21 protein-coding genes are annotated in these 16,839 nt (G+C 66.2%); all 21 read right to left on the reverse strand.

Features of this window, described 5'->3' with window-relative positions; all coding sequences use genetic code 11:
• Positions 1-235 precede the first annotated feature (235 nt).
• Entirely contained in the window at positions 236-2,161 is a 1,926-nt protein-coding gene (gene sctC / locus ACSQ3N_RS02320) for a type III secretion system outer membrane ring subunit SctC (RefSeq protein WP_082516786.1), read from the reverse strand.
• A gap of 34 nt (positions 2,162-2,195) precedes the next feature.
• Positions 2,196-2,612 (reverse strand): CesT family type III secretion system chaperone, encoded by a 417-nt coding sequence (locus ACSQ3N_RS02325; RefSeq protein WP_436145494.1) that lies wholly within the window; start codon positions 2,610-2,612, stop codon positions 2,196-2,198.
• A gap of 27 nt (positions 2,613-2,639) precedes the next feature.
• Complete coding sequence (gene sctU / locus ACSQ3N_RS02330; RefSeq protein WP_056164892.1) at positions 2,640-3,692, reverse strand: type III secretion system export apparatus subunit SctU; 1,053 nt, start codon at positions 3,690-3,692, stop codon at positions 2,640-2,642.
• 8 nt (positions 3,693-3,700) lie between these two features.
• A complete protein-coding gene (gene sctT, locus ACSQ3N_RS02335; protein ID WP_056164708.1) occupies positions 3,701-4,510 on the reverse strand; it encodes a type III secretion system export apparatus subunit SctT in 810 nt (269 codons plus the stop codon).
• A gap of 53 nt (positions 4,511-4,563) precedes the next feature.
• On the reverse strand, positions 4,564-4,833 hold the full coding sequence (gene sctS / locus ACSQ3N_RS02340; RefSeq protein WP_056416730.1) for a type III secretion system export apparatus subunit SctS: 270 nt from the start codon (positions 4,831-4,833) through the stop codon (positions 4,564-4,566).
• A gap of 68 nt (positions 4,834-4,901) precedes the next feature.
• Positions 4,902-5,549 carry a type III secretion system export apparatus subunit SctR gene (gene sctR, locus ACSQ3N_RS02345; protein ID WP_056164704.1) on the reverse strand — a complete coding sequence of 216 codons (648 nt, stop codon included), beginning with the start codon at positions 5,547-5,549 and terminating at the stop codon, positions 4,902-4,904.
• Positions 5,550-5,556: 7 nt separating this feature from the next.
• Positions 5,557-6,639 (reverse strand): type III secretion system cytoplasmic ring protein SctQ, encoded by a 1,083-nt coding sequence (sctQ, locus tag ACSQ3N_RS02350; RefSeq protein ID WP_056164702.1) that lies wholly within the window; start codon positions 6,637-6,639, stop codon positions 5,557-5,559.
• A gap of 79 nt (positions 6,640-6,718) precedes the next feature.
• Positions 6,719-7,348, reverse strand: a complete 630-nt coding sequence (locus ACSQ3N_RS02355) for a hypothetical protein (RefSeq protein WP_056164700.1) — start codon at positions 7,346-7,348, stop codon at positions 6,719-6,721.
• A gap of 139 nt (positions 7,349-7,487) precedes the next feature.
• The gene (gene sctO / locus ACSQ3N_RS02360) at positions 7,488-7,994 is read right to left on the reverse strand and encodes a type III secretion system stalk subunit SctO (protein WP_056164698.1); all 507 of its coding nucleotides are present in this window, start codon (positions 7,992-7,994) and stop codon (positions 7,488-7,490) included.
• Positions 7,991-9,331 (reverse strand): type III secretion system ATPase SctN, encoded by a 1,341-nt coding sequence (gene sctN / locus ACSQ3N_RS02365; protein WP_156371979.1) that lies wholly within the window; start codon positions 9,329-9,331, stop codon positions 7,991-7,993. Before sctN ends, sctO begins: the two co-directional genes overlap by 4 nt.
• A gap of 44 nt (positions 9,332-9,375) precedes the next feature.
• Positions 9,376-10,017 carry an HrpE/YscL family type III secretion apparatus protein gene (locus tag ACSQ3N_RS02370; RefSeq protein ID WP_082516785.1) on the reverse strand — a complete coding sequence of 214 codons (642 nt, stop codon included), beginning with the start codon at positions 10,015-10,017 and terminating at the stop codon, positions 9,376-9,378.
• Positions 9,987-10,685, reverse strand: a complete 699-nt coding sequence (locus ACSQ3N_RS02375; protein ID WP_436145495.1) for a SctK family type III secretion system sorting platform protein — start codon at positions 10,683-10,685, stop codon at positions 9,987-9,989. The genes ACSQ3N_RS02370 and ACSQ3N_RS02375 overlap by 31 nt, the downstream gene beginning before the upstream one ends.
• A gap of 44 nt (positions 10,686-10,729) precedes the next feature.
• Entirely contained in the window at positions 10,730-11,575 is an 846-nt protein-coding gene (gene sctJ / locus ACSQ3N_RS02380) for a type III secretion system inner membrane ring lipoprotein SctJ (protein WP_056164692.1), read from the reverse strand.
• Positions 11,572-12,015 (reverse strand): type III secretion system inner rod subunit SctI, encoded by a 444-nt coding sequence (gene sctI, locus ACSQ3N_RS02385; RefSeq protein WP_056164690.1) that lies wholly within the window; start codon positions 12,013-12,015, stop codon positions 11,572-11,574. The genes sctJ and sctI overlap by 4 nt, the downstream gene beginning before the upstream one ends.
• Positions 12,016-12,029: 14 nt before the next feature.
• A complete protein-coding gene (locus tag ACSQ3N_RS02390; protein WP_056164688.1) occupies positions 12,030-12,422 on the reverse strand; it encodes a hypothetical protein in 393 nt (130 codons plus the stop codon).
• Positions 12,423-12,459: 37 nt separating this feature from the next.
• On the reverse strand, positions 12,460-12,948 hold the full coding sequence (locus ACSQ3N_RS02395) for a tetratricopeptide repeat protein (RefSeq protein WP_056164687.1): 489 nt from the start codon (positions 12,946-12,948) through the stop codon (positions 12,460-12,462).
• A 23-nt stretch (positions 12,949-12,971) separates the two neighbouring features.
• The gene (gene sctB / locus ACSQ3N_RS02400) at positions 12,972-13,841 is read right to left on the reverse strand and encodes a type III secretion system translocon subunit SctB (RefSeq protein WP_056164685.1); all 870 of its coding nucleotides are present in this window, start codon (positions 13,839-13,841) and stop codon (positions 12,972-12,974) included.
• A gap of 25 nt (positions 13,842-13,866) precedes the next feature.
• Complete coding sequence (gene sctE, locus ACSQ3N_RS02405) at positions 13,867-15,003, reverse strand: type III secretion system translocon subunit SctE (RefSeq protein ID WP_056164683.1); 1,137 nt, start codon at positions 15,001-15,003, stop codon at positions 13,867-13,869.
• 13 nt (positions 15,004-15,016) lie between these two features.
• On the reverse strand, positions 15,017-15,523 hold the full coding sequence (locus tag ACSQ3N_RS02410; RefSeq protein ID WP_082516784.1) for a SycD/LcrH family type III secretion system chaperone: 507 nt from the start codon (positions 15,521-15,523) through the stop codon (positions 15,017-15,019).
• A 43-nt stretch (positions 15,524-15,566) separates the two neighbouring features.
• Positions 15,567-16,250, reverse strand: coding sequence for a hypothetical protein (locus ACSQ3N_RS02415; protein ID WP_436145496.1), 684 nt, complete (start codon positions 16,248-16,250; stop codon positions 15,567-15,569).
• Positions 16,251-16,285: 35 nt separating this feature from the next.
• A complete protein-coding gene (locus tag ACSQ3N_RS02420) occupies positions 16,286-16,816 on the reverse strand; it encodes a hypothetical protein (RefSeq protein WP_436145497.1) in 531 nt (176 codons plus the stop codon).
• Between the last annotated feature and the right edge of the window lie 23 nt (positions 16,817-16,839).

The raw sequence follows: 16,839 nt of genomic DNA on the forward strand, positions 1-16,839 counted from the left end.
GCCGCGCGCTGGGCGTGCCGTGATCAGCACGGTGTGCGCCATCGACGCTTCAGGTCCCCCATCCACCAGTTCGTGCTGACCGCCGTGCGGTGCCGCGACGGCATGCGCGTGATGCTGCGGGGCCAGCCAGCGCATGACTACTGAAGGACAACAAGCGGGCAGGATGGCGCAACGGCAGGGCGGCCCCTTCTCGCACGCCGACGCCATGCGCAACGATCGCTCCCACCGCATCACTTCACTGCTGCGTGGCAGGATTTCCCGTCATGGGTTGCACGAACATCGGCGTGACAGGCGCTACCGGCGCCGCCTGCACGGGCAACGGGAAGTTCTGAGGGGGCATGACCACCGCCGGGTTGCTGCGCAGTGCATCGGCCGCTGACACCAGATTGGACGGCAGCGACACCAGCCGCGGCTTGATCATGAATACGCGCTCGCGCGACTGCACGTTGTTGATGCGGTTGGAAAAGAACAGGCCGACGACCGGCACCGCGCCCAGGCCGGGGACCTTGTTCAGCTCGTTGGTTCGCTGCGTGCTCTTGTAGCCGCCAATCACCAGGGTCTGCCCCTCGCCGACGATGGCCTGCGTACTCACCACGCTGCGCCGAACGGTAGGGATGGTGTCCACCGTCGTCTCCTGGATCTGCCCGTCTTCGATGTCCACATCGAGCTGAATGACCGGGCCTTCGTCGCGCTGGACGAAATGCGGTGTCACCCGCAAGGTGGTGCCTGCCGTGATGGGCGTGATGGTGGCCACGCGCTCGCCGATGCTGCGGATGTAGAAGGTTTCCGACAGATCCAGCAGCGCGCCGATGTTGTCGATGGTGAGGATGGACGGGCGGGACTGTATGGACGCTTCGCCAGCGCCTTCCAGCGCGCGGATGCGGCTCATCAGGAAGTTGCCCGAACTGACGACCAGGCTGGTGGGGTCCACGCTGGCGCCACGCTGCAGGGCGCCCAGCACCAGGTCGTTGCCATCGTCGACCCGGGTCATGTTGCCAAAGCCGCCGACACTGCCACCGCGGCGGCCGCTCCAGGAGATGCCCAGCTCGTCCAGGCGGCTGGAGTTGATGTCGAGGATCATGGCCTCGATCTCGATCAATGGGGTGGGGATGTCGAGCTGATCGATCAGCGCCTTGTACAGCGGAATGCGTTCCGGCGTGTCCTGCACGATGATGGCGTTGAGCCGCGAGTCCGCCTGGATGGACGGCGCCAGTCGCCGGGTGGACGACACACTCGCGGCGCCTGCCGACCCACCGCGGCCGCTGGAGCCGGACGCCGCTGCGCCTGATGCACCCTGGGTGTTCGATGCGCCCGAGCCGGACGCCGTTCCGTTGGGCGACGCTGCAGGCCCGGTCTGCATGCCGGAGCTGGCCGGGTCGAACGAAATCCCGGCCGTATTGGCCGCCACGGGCATGCCCGCCATGCCACCGGATTGGCCAGCCACCGACGACAGCAGGGCGTTGTTGACCCCCGCCGTCCCGCCGCTGCCGCTGATGAGGTTGCGCAGCACCTGCGCAAGGCCCGGCGTCGTGATCTGGCGGTCGCGATAAAGAATGGTGCGGTCGTCCACCGACGCGTGTTTCAGGCGGAACACGGCCACCTGCTGCCCGCCAGCCATCAGTGGCAACGAGGCCATGGTGCGCTCGATCAGGGCCACGTAGGCCGGAGGGCCGGAGACCAGGGCCACACCCTGCTCGGGCAATTCACCCCACCCGAAGCGCGTGTCCAGCACGCCCAGGCTGGTCAGCGCCTGGCGGACCGCGGCGATGCCGCTGCCGCCGCCGGTGATGCTGCGGGTGCTCATCTCGGTGGTGCGACTCACGAACAGCGTGCCGGCGTGGGTGAACCAGGTCAGGCCGTAGACGCTGGCCATGCGGTCCATGAACTCGGTCGGGTTCTGCGCGTTGAAGCGTCCGTTGACCTTGCCTTCGACCAGCGGCGAGAGCTCCAGCGACAGGCTGAAGCTGCTGGCGAAGTCCCGCAGCACGTTGGCGATGGGGGCGTTGTCCGCGTAGTAGCTGTAGGGCGCGTTGGCCCACGGCGGTGTGCCGGCCTGTACAGGGGCGGCGCCCAGCAGCAGGGCGCATGCCAGTGCGATGGCAGAGCCGACGTGGCCCGCGGCCGGCATGCGTGGGAAGAAAGAGCGTGGAGTGGCGTGCATAGGATTCAGAACGTGCGCAGGGACCGGGGATCAATCAGACGGTGGCGATGGCCTTGGACCAGAACGCCAGGGCATTCACCAACCCGCCCACGGCGTCGTCGATGTCCTGGCTGGAGGCCGCGGCCGCGGTCTGCTGCAGCCAGATGGCGCGCCCGCGCTCATCGACCACGCAGCCACTGGCGTGGTCCTTCATGGTGCCGCAGGCCAGGCGGGCCACGCCCAGCAGCATGTCGTCGCGGGCCGGGCCGGGCTCGGGCAGGGTGCGCAGCCGCGCGCTGACGGCGACACCGCCCTGGGGCAGCGCACGCAGGCGAATGCGGTAGATGCCGTCTACCGTCATGTCGACGGGGGCACTGCTGCTGGCGGCGCCAGGCGCCGTCAGGCCGTACTGGCTGGCATAGGCCTGCAGCAGGCGGTCGGAAGCGGGATCGGCGGGGGCGGACGATTTCATGGTGTGTCTTGGAATCAAGAGCCAGGGCTACGACAGGCCGGGATCGGAATTCATCTGCTGCAACAGGCGCAGCAGTTCCGCCACGGGCTCCACCAGCTCGGAAGGGATGTACTGGCCGGCTTCCGCATGTTCGGTGAGGGCGCGGGCCAGCGGAATGTTCTGCATCACCGGCACACCGGCTTCGCGTGCCGCCGCCATCATGCGTTCGGCCAGCGCGCCTTCGCCCTTGGCCAGGACCACCGGCAGCGGCGTTTCTTCGGAGTCGTAGCGCAGCGCCACGGCCAGGTGGGTAGGGTTGGTCACCACCACGGTGGCCTTGCGCGAGCTCTCCACCGCGCCGTGCTGCATCATCTCCTGGTGCAGGTGCTTGCGCTGGTGCTTGATGTGGGGGTCGCCCTCCATCTCCTTGTATTCCTGCTTGATCTCGTCCTTGGACATCATCAGCCCCTTGCGGTACTGGTAACGCTGCCACGCGAAGTCGGCCAGCGCTATGGCGCCATACGCCAGGCCGATGTGGATGAGCATGGTCTTGAGGAGCGCGGCCACCACCTGCCCCAGACCCGGCAGGCCCGCCTGCGGAATGCTGGTCATGATCGGCAGCGCGTCCTTGATCAAGAGAGTCAACAGGGTGGACAGAAAAGCGATCTTGAGGATCGACTTCAAGAACTCCATCAGGTTCTTCTTGGTGAAGATGTTCTTGAGGTTGTCCAGGACGTTGAGCTTCTTGGCCGAAGGCTTGAGCTTCTCGAACGCGAACAGCACGCCCACCTGCAGCGCGTCGGCAAACACCCCGGCGCCCAACACGATGCCGATGATGGGCAGGGTGAGCCACGCAGCCTCCCGGAGCAGCTCTTCCACCAGCGTATTGGCCGCCTCGTTGAAGCCCAGCTTGAGCAGCGTGGTGGGCAGCAAAATCATCTGGCCCATCACCTCCACCATGTGCCCGGCGCTGGCCAGCAGGTAGCCGAAGATGGCCAGGATCAGGAAGGTCTGGGTGAAGTCCTTGCTGTACGCGACGTCGCCCTTTTGCCGCGAATCGCGCAGGCGCTTGGAGGTGGGTTGTTCGGTCTTTTCGCTCATGGTGCTCCTCAGCCGCCGGACGGCGCCGCCCACTGCTCGCGCAGGAAAGGCAGGATGTGGCCCATGGATTCGACCTGCTCGGCGCCATACTCGAAGAGCGACGCCCCATAGAGCAGCAGCACCAGCATCGCCAGTGCGCTCTTGATGGGCATGGCCATGAAGAACACCTGCAGCTGAGGCGCAAAGCGGCTCACGAGCGCCAGGCCGATCTCGGCGAGGAACATCGCCACCAGCACCGGCGCCGCCAGCAGCATGGCCATGCGCACCAGGCGGTCGAGCTGATCGAGCAGCAGGGGGATCGATTCAGGCCGCAGCGTGGGCGCCCACTGGGTCACGCTCCACAGGCCGAAGCTGTCGTACAGCACGCCCAGCAGCAGCGTGAAGCCCCCCGTGATGAGAAAGAACACGATGAACGCCTGGTTGAACAGGATGCCCAGCGGCGACGAGTCGTTGCCCGTCAGCGGGTTGAGCGTGGACGCGATGCTGGCCCCGCGCTGGTTGTCCACCAGGAACCCGACGGCTTCGAAGATCCAGAACGGGATGGCGGCGATGTAGCCGATGACGAAGCCGATGAACGCTTCCTTCATGATCAACAGCAGCAACTGCGCCGCGTGCAGTTCGGCCACCGCGATCTGCCCGGACAGCGCGGGCACCATGACGATGCCCAGCGACACGGCCACGGAAATGCGCAGCAGGCCCGGCACCAACTGGGTGTTGAAAAGCGGCAGGACGATGAACATGGCCAGGATGCGCGGTTGTGTCAGGGCCAGCGTTCCGATGAACGTCTTGGCTTCCTGGTAAGTAACCGGCAGGTCCATGCGGTTCCGTCCTGTGCGTGTGCGGGCTGAGGGCGTTGCTGTCCGTGCGGGGCTCAGCGGCCCAGCGACGGGATGGAGTCGAAGATCTGCACCGTGAAATTGAACATTTCGCCGCCGACCCAGCGGGCCGTCAGCAAAATGGTCACGGACACGGCGATCAGCTTCACGCCGAAGGACAGCGTCTGCTCCTGGATCTGCGTGAGCGCCTGGAACAGCGAGAACAAGGTACCCACGACCGAGCCCACGACGATGGGTGGCAGGGACAGCCAGAGCACCAGGTACAGCGCCTGGGTGAAGAACGAAACGACGTCGACGGATTGCATGTCAGTGGCCCAAGGTAGGGTGTGCCGCGCGTGGTGTTGCTGCCGTCAGCGCCAACAGGGGAGTGTGTTCAGGCATAGGTGAGCACCAGGCCCTGGATCAGCCGCGACCAGCCGTCCACCATCACGAACAGGAAGAGCTTGAGCGGCAGCGAGATGGTCACCGGCGAGACCATCATCATCCCCATCGCCAGCAGGATGTTGGAGACGATCAGGTCGATCACCACGAACGGCAGATAGAGCAAGAACCCTATCTGGAACGCCGCCGTGAGCTCCGACACCACGAAGGCCGGCATCAGCACGATGAAGTCGCGCTGCGTGATGCCTTCCGACAGCTTGGGGCCCCACATGCGCTGCGCAGTGCGCACAAAAAAGTCTCGCTGCTCGGCCCGGCTGTTCTTGAGCATGAATTCGCGCAGCGGCTCCGCTCCGTCGCGCACCGCGCCGACCAGGGTGGGCACGCTCTTGAGCGTGTCGGGGCGTTCGGTGAGCCGATCGAACATGTGCATGCCCACCGGCGCCATGACATACGCCGACAGGATCAGCGCCATGCCGTACAGCGCCAGGTTGGGGGGCATCTGCTGCACCCCGATGGCATTGCGCAGCAGCGACATCACCACGGCGATCTTGAGGAAGCTCGTGCTCACCACCACCAGCGTGGGCATCAGCGCCATCAGGGCCAGCAGTACCGCCAGCGTGATCGGATCGAAATTGGTCATTGGGGGCTCAGTGGCTGGCGGAGTGCAGGCTGCGCACGGACACGCCGATCTGGCCGTCGATGTCCACCAGGTCGCCTTCGCCCACCAGCGCGCCGTTGGCACGAATGCGCACGGCACCTGCCAGCGGGTGGCCCAGGTCCAGCGTCTGGCCGGGCTGCAGCGCGCGCAGCTGCGCGAGCGTCAGGGTCACATCGCCCAGGTCGAAGGAAAGCCGCACCGGCACCGTGTCGAGTGCCGCGGTGTCGGTGGAAGGGGTGTCGGAGGTGGCGGGCATGGTTTCGGTCCAGGGGTGGATGACGGTAAGGCGGGTCGGCGGTGCCGTATCTGCTGCATCGGGCGCAGAGGTCACGGAAGGCCACTGCACGTGCACGCCCCGGCGTCCGTCGGCGCTCAGCCACAGCGCACGGTCGGCCGTGGCGAAGAAAGCATCCAGCAGCACCACGTCGCCAAGCGCCAGCGTGGCGGCATCGCTGGCGGGCAGGCGGGTGAAGCCGACTTCCGCACGCAGGGTGACGGGCAGGCTGTCGTCCAGCGGGCCCGGCTGCGGCGGGCGCTTGCCGACCAGGCCTGCCACGAGCAGCAGCCCCAGCCCATCGAGGTGCAGCGAGCCGGCAATCGCCTGCACGCCGTCGTCAGCGGCCAGATAGACATCGCAGGCATGGGGCGGCAGGTTCTGCACGTCGCCCGGCTGCGCCGGGCCCCAGGCCAGCAGCTCTGGCGTACCACGGCCCAGGGCCTGCAGGCTCTGGAGCAGCTCGCCCGCGCTGGCTTCCAGCACGGCATCGGCCAGGGTGGACGGGATGGCGGGCAGCGCGGCACCTTCCAGCACGCTGGCCAGGGCCTGTTCGATGGCTGCGGCGGGCAGCCGCAAGGCCATGGCGGCACCGGCCCATTCCAGGCGGAGAACGTAGCCGGGCTCGGGCCAGGGCGCGGCCGAGCCGGCCACCGGATGAAGGCGGGCCTGCCAGGCGGACGCGCCCAGGCGCAGCGGCAGCCCCGCGGCGCGCTGGGCAATGGTGGTGCGGGCCTGGGCCTCGTTGCGCGACAGGCGCAGGGGCTGCAAGGCGGCGGTGGCGTGGGGGGAGGACATGGGTGCTCGGTAAAAAGGCGAGTCGATGGGTGGTTCGGTCAGCGGTGCAAGCGGTGGGATACAGGCAGCAGGTGGGGTGTCACCCGCCGGCGTGCGCCTCCACCAGGCAAAGGTCTTCCGGGTCGTCGGTCTGCACCCGCACGGACACGCCCTGGGCCAGGCGCTCGGCCAGTCCGTCCGCCAGCCACTGCGCATTGCGCACCAGGCGTTCGCGCGACGACTCCTGCATGCAGGTGAACTGCGCCACGACGCGGCCACCGTCTTCGAAGATGTCGACCACCACGCCCGGCAGGCTGTCGTCCGCCAACTGGATCTGCACCGAGCGCCGGCCGGTGCTGCCGTCGCCCACCAGCAGCCGCTGGGCCATCTGCGACAAGGTCTCGCCAATGCCCCGGGGCGCATCAGCGGGGGCCGCGGCGGTTGCGGCAGCCGTGGTCTGGGCCGCCTGCTGCGGCACCTGGCCTGGCAGTGCGGCGGCACCGGGGCCGAAGAGGTCGAAGGGGCGCGGGGCACTGGGCGGCTGCGCCGCGCCAGCGGGTGGCGCCGCACGCTGCTGCTCCAGCAGGCTGCGCAATGCCTTCGCATCGTCGGACAGCGTGTCGGTGTCGCGCGGGTCGCTGCCGGTCTGTGCGCCGGTGCCGGTGCGGGCTTCGAACGCCGTCGAAGCCGGCATGCCCAGGTCCAGGTGGATCGGCCGTTCAGTGTTCATGCCAGCACCTGCGCAGCCATGGGTGGTGCGATAAAAAATGGCCCCTTCCGCTGGATGGACGTGCTTCTTAAGCTATCAAATGTGTAGCATTCGGTGTGTGGGCGGTTTTTGCCGCCGCAGGGTGCGCCTTGCAGGGGGGTCATGCCACAGTCTCCGGGTCGTACGCTTCCCAATCTTCGCGGTCGCGCTTCACGCTGGCAGCCTCTTCCATCTCCAGGTCTTCCTTGCGCTCGGTCTCGCGCATCTGCTCTTCGGTGTAGTTGCGCGCCAGGTCGACGAACTTGGATTTCTGCCGGCTCGCCTCCTGGTGGGCAGCGCGCGCGGTCTCGAGCTTCTCGTTGGCCTGCTCCTGCACCTTGGTGGCCGCCACGACCGCGTCCTGCTGCTGCGCCTCGCGCTGGCGCAGGCCGACCACGGCCAGCTGCACGTCTTCGATCTCGCGCAGCCGCACGATGCGCTCGCACAGGTCGCGGTAAAGCTGCATTTCGTGCGCCAGCCCTTCGCGCACCAGCCGCTCCAGCAGCGCCTGGGCCGCCTCGCGGGCCTCGCGGGCCTCGCGCAGCGCATCGCGCTGCACGCGCACGGCCGTCTCGGCCTTGTTCTCGCGAAAGGCCTTGATGGCGAGCAGGTCGCGAAAGATGCTCACCGGCGTACACCCGAGCCCACCAGGGCAGACAGTTGTTCCAGCGTCTGCTGCATGGTGGCGTGCTCGTCCGTGCGCTGCCGCAGGAAGCTGCGGATGGCTTCGATCTTGTCGATGGCCTCGTCCGTCGTCGGATCGCCGCCGCGCTTGTACTCGCCGATCTTCACCAGCAGCTCGACCTCTTCGTACTTGGCCATCAGCTCGCGCAGCCGGCCGGCCAGCTTCTTGTGCTCGGGCGTGATCACGGCATTCATCACGCGCGATGCGGACGCGAGCACATCCACCGCAGGGTAGTGGTTGGCGGCGCCCAGCTTGCGCGACAGCACGATGTGCCCGTCCAGGATGGACCGGGTTTCGTCGGCGATCGGCTCGGTCATGTCGTCGCCTTCCACCAGCACGGTGTACAGCGCGGTGATCGATCCCTTGTCGTTCATGCCCACGCGCTCCATGAGCTTGGGCAGGGTGGCGAACACGCTGGGCGGGTAGCCGCGCCGTGTGGGCGGCTCGCCCGCTGCCAGGCCGATCTCGCGCTGCGCCCGGGCAAACCGCGTGACCGAGTCCATGAGGAACAGCACCTTCTTGCCCTGGTCGCGGAAGTACTCGGCGATGGCGGTGGCCACGTACGCAGCCTTGGCGCGCTCCATGGACGACTTGTCGCTGGTGGCGCAGACGATCACGCTCTTGCGCCGGCCTTCCTCGCCCAGTTCGTGCTCCAGGAACTCGCGCACTTCGCGGCCCCGCTCGCCGATCAGCGCCACCACGGTCACGTCCACGGCAGCGCCTTTGACCAGCATGCCCATCAGGGTCGACTTGCCCCCGCCCGCCGCCGCGAAGATGCCCATGCGCTGGCCTTCGCCGCAGGTCAGCACCGAGTCGAGCACCCGCACGCCCAGCTCCATCGGTTCGGTGATGATGCGGCGCTTGAGCGGATCGGGTGCATCGGCGAACACCGGGTAGAACTTGGTGGCCTCCAGCGGGCCGCGCTCGGCCTCGTCCAGGGGGCGGCCCAGGCCGTCCAGCACACGGCCCAGCAGGCCGAAGCCCACGGGCACCATGTGCGCGCGGCCGGTGGGGATGACCTCGGTCGCGGCAGAGATGCCGTACATGTCGCCGATAGGCGTAAGCAATGCGGCATCGCGCGCAAAGCCCACCACCTCGGCCTTCATCTCGAAGTCTTCGCCGGGGTTGCGCAGCACGCACACCTCGCCGACCTTCACCGTGGGCACCACGGCCTTGATGATGGTGCCGATCACCTGCGTGACGCGGCCCTTGATCTGCAGCACCGGCGTGTCGTCCAGCGCCAGCTGCATCATCTCGGCGATGTAGTCGAACTGGCGCACCGAGCGCGTGGCGCCCTGCGGGTGGCCCGTGGTGCTGGGGGGGGTCATATGCGGCTGCCCAGCACTTTCTGGAAGGCGCCTTGCAGCGCGGCGATCTGTCCGTCGATGCTCGCCTCCACCAGGCCGATCTCGCTTTCCAGGATGCACGCCTCCTTGCCCAGGCGGCCGTCGGCCACGATGTCCAGGTAGCCCACGCCGGGGTACGCGGCCAGCAGGTCGTTGACCCGTGCGCGCACGGTGTCCACCTGCTGCGGGTGCAGGCGCAGCGTCATCTGCTTTTGGTTGCGCACCACCGACAGTGCGTTCTTCACCACGATGATCACGCGGTCCGCGTCGTCGTAGCCGTCGATGATCTTGCGCACCGCAGACATCACCAGGGCGACCATGTCGGTCTCGACCTTGGAGAAGTAGTCCACCGTGCGGCTCACGTTCTCGATCATTTTCTCGGCCTGCTCCAGCTGGGCCTCGGCCACGCCTTCCTCATAGCCGCGCTGGCGCTCTTCTTCGAAGGCGGCCTGCGCCTGCGCCACGATGGCATCGGCCTGCGCACGTGCCGCGGCAATCAGGCCCTGTGCGTCGGTCCAGGCGGCCACGTCGGCGGCGCGCACCACGCGGCTGCCCGGTGCGATGCGCGCTTGCAGCGTGCGCTGGGGGGTCAGCGGGTCGCGGGGAAGTTGGAAAGCCATGCAGGGTCCAGTCGGGCCAGTAGTTGAAGGCAAAGTTGTCGCGCGCCTTGGGGATCCAGGGCGCTGGCGGTGCGCACCGCGGTGTCTTCCACTGCCGTGGGGGGCAACTTCCAGTCGGCGCGCAGTTTGATGGGCGCGGGGGCGTCCTGCCAGGACTGGGCGATGACGCCTGCACCCAGCAGGTCTGCCGCCTCGCCCAGGTCCGACTGGGTCCACCGGCCGGTTTCTGCCAGGCCGGGGTGGACATCCGCTGCGCCGTGGAGGGCCCAGTCCAGGCCCGATGCGCCCAGGGATTCACGCGCCGCCAGCACCGCGTCGCGGGCGATGGTGCGGCGCAGATAGGCGCCCAGCAGCGCCACCCCTGCATCGCGTGCCACGCGGCCCAGCAAAGCCGGTGTGGCCAGCGCCACGGGCAACGCTGCATGGGACAAGTCCAGCACCGGCTGCGCGTGGTCGCCCAGCTGGGCCAGCAGTTGCGCGGACCAGCGCCGGTGCAGTGCGCGCAGCACGGCAGGGGGCGCGGCCAGGGCCGCAGGGCCCTGCGCCGGCATGCCGGCATGCGCCAAGGCCTGCGCGCGGCCGGCGTGCAGGCTGCGGCTGGGCAGCAGGTTGAACTCCTGCAGCGGTGCCTGCAAAAGACGGTGGGAGAAAGCGGCCTGTGCGGGCATGCGAAAGGGGCGGGCTGAGCGTGAAGGCGGATGGAGTGGTGCGGTCAGGCAGCCCGTGCCAGGCCATCACCGCGTGCGGCAGCCTTGCGGGCCGGCAGCACATAGCGCCACAGCAGAAAGCCCAGCGCCGCCAGGGACAGCACCGCCACGGCCAGCAGGCCCCACAGCACGCCGCCCAGCGTGCCAGCGCTGCTGCTGGGCACCGCCATGCCCCAGACCGTGCTGCCTGCGCCGGCACCTGCCTCTGCGCGGACACCGTTGGTGCGGGGCTGTGCGGACACGAAAATCACCGAGACCCGGTCCGCCGTGAGGCCCGGAATGCTGTTCGTGACCAGCCTGCGGATCTGCGGCTGGATGACATCGAGGTTGTAGCCCTCCTGGTGCTTGATGAACACGGCCGACGTCGACAGCACGCCGGTTTCGCCCGCGGGGCCACGCTCGGGCAGCACCACGTGGACGCGGGCGGCCAGCACGCCGTCGATCTTGGACAGTGTGTTGGACAGCTCCTGCGACAGCGCGTAGATGTAGCGCGCACGCTCTTCCAGCGGCGAGGAGATCAGGCCTTCCTTCTTGAACACCTGGCCCATGCCGGCGAAGCGTTCGCGCGGCAGGCCGTTCTCGCGCAATATCTCGAGCGCACGGCCCACCTGGGCGGCATCCACGCGCACGCCGACCATGCCTTCCTTGCCGGCAATCTTCTCGGCGGGAATGTCGGCTTTCAGCAACGCCGAAAGCACGTCGTTGGCTTCGTCTTCGGGGATCGACCCCATCAGGTCCACGCGCGCCCCGCAGGCAGCCACCAGCGCCAGCAGGGCGCAGGCGAAGGACACGCGCAGCCAGCGTACCAGCGATGAGGAGCCCGTCGAGCCCGTTGAAAAATGCAGCTTCATTGGATACGTACCAACTGATCGAAATTCTGGGTGGAGCGGCTCACGGCCTTGCCGACGAGGTCGTACTGCACGGACACCTGCACCAGCTGCAATTGCAGCTTGAGCAGGTCTTGCATGCCCATGGACTGCGAGTTCGCGTCCAGCGACGCGGACACCGACTTCCAGGCCGACTGGAAGTCGCTGGACACACCCTGCATGCCGGCCAGGATGCGGTCGCCCACGGACGAAGGTCCCTTCACCGCCACCGCACCGCTGGCGGCTGCGGGCTGCGCCGCCATGGACGCGGCCACGCTGTCCATGACGGTGGGGGCTGCTGGCGGTGCCTGCATCAGCGCAGCGAACCGCGCGGTGGCCGACGCATCGGGCACGGCGGTGACGACCGAAGGCGATGACAGGGCCGGCAAAGTGGTGGCAACCAGTGGGCTTGCAACGATGTCCATGGTGGTTCCTAGGGTCAGGATGGGGATGTGGAAAGACCGGGTTGCTGCGCGCTGCCGGGAATGCCGACGGGCTGGCCCAGCAGGCGCTGTGCCAGCCGCACACCTTCGGTGGTGTCTGCCGTGTTGCCATTGTCACCGCGTGCTGCCACGGGGCGCAATACGCGCATGGCTTCTCCGGCCCGGCCGTCGAGCTGCAGTGACAGTCCGAGAAACGCCTGGACCAGGTCGGTTTCTTCGCCCGCCGATGTACGGGCACTCGCCAGCCGCGTCGCCGCATCGCCAGCGCGGCCCGCATTGAGCAACGCCGTGGCCATGCCAATGTGTCCGAAGGCACGCTCGGGACGCACGCACAAAAGCGCGCCGAAGATACGTTCGGCGCGCTTGACGTCTGCGCGGGCGGAGGCCATGAACCCGACCTCGGTCAGCAGGCGAATTTCCGGGGCATCAAGCAGACACAGCCCCTTTGGCGGACGACAGCAGGCCCAGCAGGGCTTCGGCACGGTCGCCGACCTTGCCGGTGATGGCGTTTTCCTTGCAGTACTGCAGCAGCGTGGTCACCGTGTCCTGGGCTTCCTCGAATTCGCGCTTGAGCAGCAGGCACTCGACGATGGCCATGGTGTGGTCCAGGTTGTCCGGGTCGATGGTGGCCAGGAACGAGTACACGTTCAGCGCCTCGTCGTAGCGCTCCATCATGCGGTAGGTCAGCGCCAGGCCCTGCAGGTAGGCCGTGTCGGTCGGCTTGTACAGCGTGAGCAGCGAGAAGTAGCGGTAGGCGGTCTCGTAGCGGTTTTGCCCGACCAGTTGATAGGCCAGTGCGTAGATGGCGTCGGCGTCGGCCGTGGACAGGCGTGTGTTGGACGGCAGGGACTCGAGTGCGGCCTTGAGGTCCAGGATGGACTGGACGGCGGCGGAGGGAGAAGCGGTGTTCGACATGGCGGCTGGGTTCCTCTCGGGGTTCAGATGTTGCGCGCGATGCCGCGGTTGGTTTCGATGGACGCCTGCTGGATGGAGGACAGCTTTTCGCGCACGTCGCGGATCACGTCCATCATCTGCTGCATCATGTCGTTGGCATGCTGCACGCCGGTCTCGGCGACCTTGGCCTGGGTTTCCAGGTTCATCTTGTCGGCTTCGAGCAGATCGGCCTTGTGGGTGAACGAGGCGCCGATGATGCCGCCCAGGCCTGCGGTAATGCCGCCCGAGGCTTGTGCGTAGCTCACCTGCGCCTGGCCGGTGGCCGTCAACTTGGCGGCATCGGCCTTGGCACCGGTCATGACGGCGGCCTTGGGGCTCATCGCATCGGCTTCTGCACCCATCTTGGCGCCTTTGACCGTGTTGGAAATGGAAGCCGCCGACAAGCCGACCTGCATCACGCCACCCGCAATTTGCATGGCTCCCTGCACGACGGCCGCCGTGAGGCGCTCCGCCGCCGCATCCTTCATCTTTTCGGCTGCGTTCTGCAGTGAAGACACTTGCGCCTGCATGTCGGTCGTGCGCTGCGTGCGGGCCGTGTCGCGCATTTGCTGCGCGAGCTTCTGGAACAGCGCCATGAAGGCAAAGATGTCCGCCGTGACCTGGGTGTCGGAAAAGCCGCCCAGATTGTTCAGCGCTGCTTCCTGGGCCTTCGGGTCGCTGGACGATGAAGGCGTCTTGAGTGCATCCGCCGCGCTCTTGGCGCCGCCTGCGGGGCCGCCTTTCGCGCCCAGCAGCGCCTCGATGTCGATTTCGGAATAGCCCTTGGCCCCGGCGGTCTTGCCTGCTGCCTGGGTGGGCCCGGTGTCGCCCAGCGGGGCGAGGGTGGGGGCTCTGTTGATGCCGTCGATGCTCATGAAATTCTCCTTGGCGCCTGGTGCGTCAAATGGTTTGTGCCTTGCCGGACAGGTTCGATGAAATCTGGGCGCGGCTTTCGCCGGCGGAGTTGATCATCTTGCTGACGATGTTCATGCCTTCCATCATCTGGTCGAGCACCTTCTTGATCTCGTCCCGGTCCTCGTCCATCTGCTTTTGCAGCTTGGCGAGGATGGCGTCGATCTTTTTCTTGTCGGCCTGGATGAGGGTTGCGTCGCGCTGGTCGTGGGCCACCGCAATGTCCACACCGCCCTTGGCGGCCGTGGTCGCACCGGCAACGACGCCCGCCACCGCCTGGCCCACGCGGGCCGCCGTGAGGATCATCTTTTGCACATCGCTCACTGCCGATGCGCCGCCGGTGAGGGCGATGGACGCAGCCATGATGGCGATGGTGGCCACCACCGCGAACGTGGCCGACACAATGGCGGCCTGTTCGTCGTTGGCGCCGAATGCCTTGGCCAGTTCACCCATGCCCTTGCCGATGATCGAGCCCGGGTCCATCCACTGGGTGACGTGATCGAACCCCTTGCCCCCGTTGGCCTTGTCGACCTCGCTGGCAATGTCGACCGCAGACGAGGCCAGGGCAAGCACCGCCAAAGCCAGCAATGGGGCTGCCGCACCGCCGGTTGCCACTGTGGCGACAGCGGCTGCCACCACCGCGAATGCAGCGGCGATGGCGCCGGCGATCTTCTTGAACCAGTTCAGCACGCCGCCGGCCTTTTCCTTGGCCGCAGCATCTTCACACTTCTTGATCCATTCGTTGATCTTGTTCGTGGCGCGCTGGTTCTGGTCCTCCATCTTTTTCTTGTTGGTATTGATGCCTTCCTTGGCCGTAGACAGCTGGGCTTCCTGGGTCTTGCCCTGCAGGACCAGCAGCGTGGCCGCCATGTCTTCGGCCGAGAAGTTGACCGTGACGCCGTCCAGCTGGGGCGCGCCGTTGCCGTTGACGATGGAGTTGCCGCCCGTACTGCCCTGTGGATTCAAGGTCTTGATCGTGCCGGCAAGGTCCACGAGTTCCTTGATCGACTGGGTGGGGTCGAGCCGTGCCTGCTGCATGCGGCTGGCCACATCGGCACTCAAGTTGTCGGACTGAAAGGGGGTGAAAGCAGCGGGGCCGCCTGCCACGCGGGTGATGTCGTTCATGGGATATCCCTGTTCAGTGCGTGGACGTGGACGTAGACGATTTGGCGCTGTTCATCAGCTCGAGCATGGCCTGCGCGCGCGACTTGAGCTCTGCGCGTTCTGGCGTGTCGCTCTGGCGCAGTACGAACTGCAGCGCTTCCTTGGCTTCTGCCGTGTAGCCCAGCGCGATCATGCATTCGGCGGTGTGGTACGTGGGCAGCGGGTCGCCCATGTCCATCAGCGAGGCCATCGAGTAGTACTTGATGGCTTCCTTGTAGCTCTTGAGCATTTGCAGGCTGGCAGCAAACGCGTTCATGAATCGCTTTTCCATGTGGTTGTGGGTGACCAGGAAGCCGAATGTGCGCATGGCATCCTGGTATCGCGTCTGGCTGTACAGGCTATGGCCCAGTGCGTACAGCACTTCGTAGTCCGTGTCGTCGTAGTCGTAGACGGAACCCAGGGTTCCACCGTTCGTCAGCAATTCCGCAATCTGTTCTGGAAGATTGTCGGGAATCGAGACGGGAGCGTTTTTTGTATTCATGGGTGACTCTCGGGGGTTGGCTGGGGCTCGCGTTCGCGTGATCTCAGCGCATGTTGCCGATGATGGAACTGCGGCTGTCCTGCATCTTCTTGATGAAGTTGGTCATCACGTCGAAGGCTTCGTTGCGCTTGTTGGACAGGCTTTGCAGGCGCAGCATGTCCATTTGCTGGGAGTTGCTCATGCTGTCGATCTGCGACTTGACCTGCTGGATGAAACCATCGAGCTGGCCTTTGGTCGGCTGGGGCGTGGTTTCCGTGATGGATGCGATGCCCTTCTTGCCGCTGTAGTCGCTGGAGCGGAACGCCCAGTTCTTGGATTTGTAGTCGTCCGCTTCCTTTTTGCCAGCTTCGTCCACCTTGTGCGTGGTGCCGTCGCGCAGCTTCACTTCCCAGGACTTTTCGGCGCCGAGCTCGGGGGGCAGCGTGATGCCGGCACTCGCCGCTGCGGACTTGAGTTCCGCGGCGGAACCGGACATGTCAACCTTGTCGCCCGCCTTGGCATCCGAGGCCACACCGGCTGCTGCCTTGTTGAGCGAGCCCAGGATCTGATTCAGCTTGGAGATCTGGTCGTTCTTGGCCTGCACCGAAGCAATCTGGTCTTTCAGCTGTGCTTCGAGCAGATTGGCACGGTTGGATTGAACGGCCATCATGGCGGTTTCCAGATCCATGCCCTGGACATTGATGGAGCTGACGCCCCCGACATTTACGTTATTGCCAACAGTCGACATGATGGAGTCCTTCAAAAAATCTGTGGTGATTGATCTCAGCGCATGTTGCCGATGATGGAACTGCGGCTGTCCTGCATCTTCTTGATGAAGTTGGTCATCACGTCGAAGGCTTCGTTGCGCTTGTTGGACAGGCTTTGCAGGCGCAGCATGTCCATTTGCTGGGAGTTGCTCATGCTGTCGATCTGCGACTTGACCTGCTGGATGAAGCCGTCGAGTTGACCTTTGTTGGCGTCAGCAGCCTTGGTTCCGCCGCCCAACTCCGTAGGCAGCGTGATGTTGGCACTTTGTGCTGCCGTCTTGATCTCGGCTGCCGTGGATGCCAAGTTGACTTTGTCGCCTGCCTTGGCATCCGACGCCACGCCGGCCGCTGCCTTGTTAAGCGAACCCAGCAGTTGATTGAGCTTGGAGATCTGGTCGTTCTTGGCCTGCACCGAAGAGATCTGGTCTTTCAGTTGTGCTTCGAGCAGGTTGGCGCGGTTGGACTGAACGGCCATCATGGCGGTTTCAAGATCCATGCCCTGGACGTTGATTCCTTGAGCGCCGCCAATACCGGAGATGCTTGACATAGTTTTCTCCTATTGAGATAGTT

The organism is Acidovorax sp. LjRoot194 (genome assembly GCF_964253015.1).
In the GTDB taxonomy this organism is placed as follows: Bacteria; Pseudomonadota; Gammaproteobacteria; order Burkholderiales; family Burkholderiaceae_C; genus Acidovorax.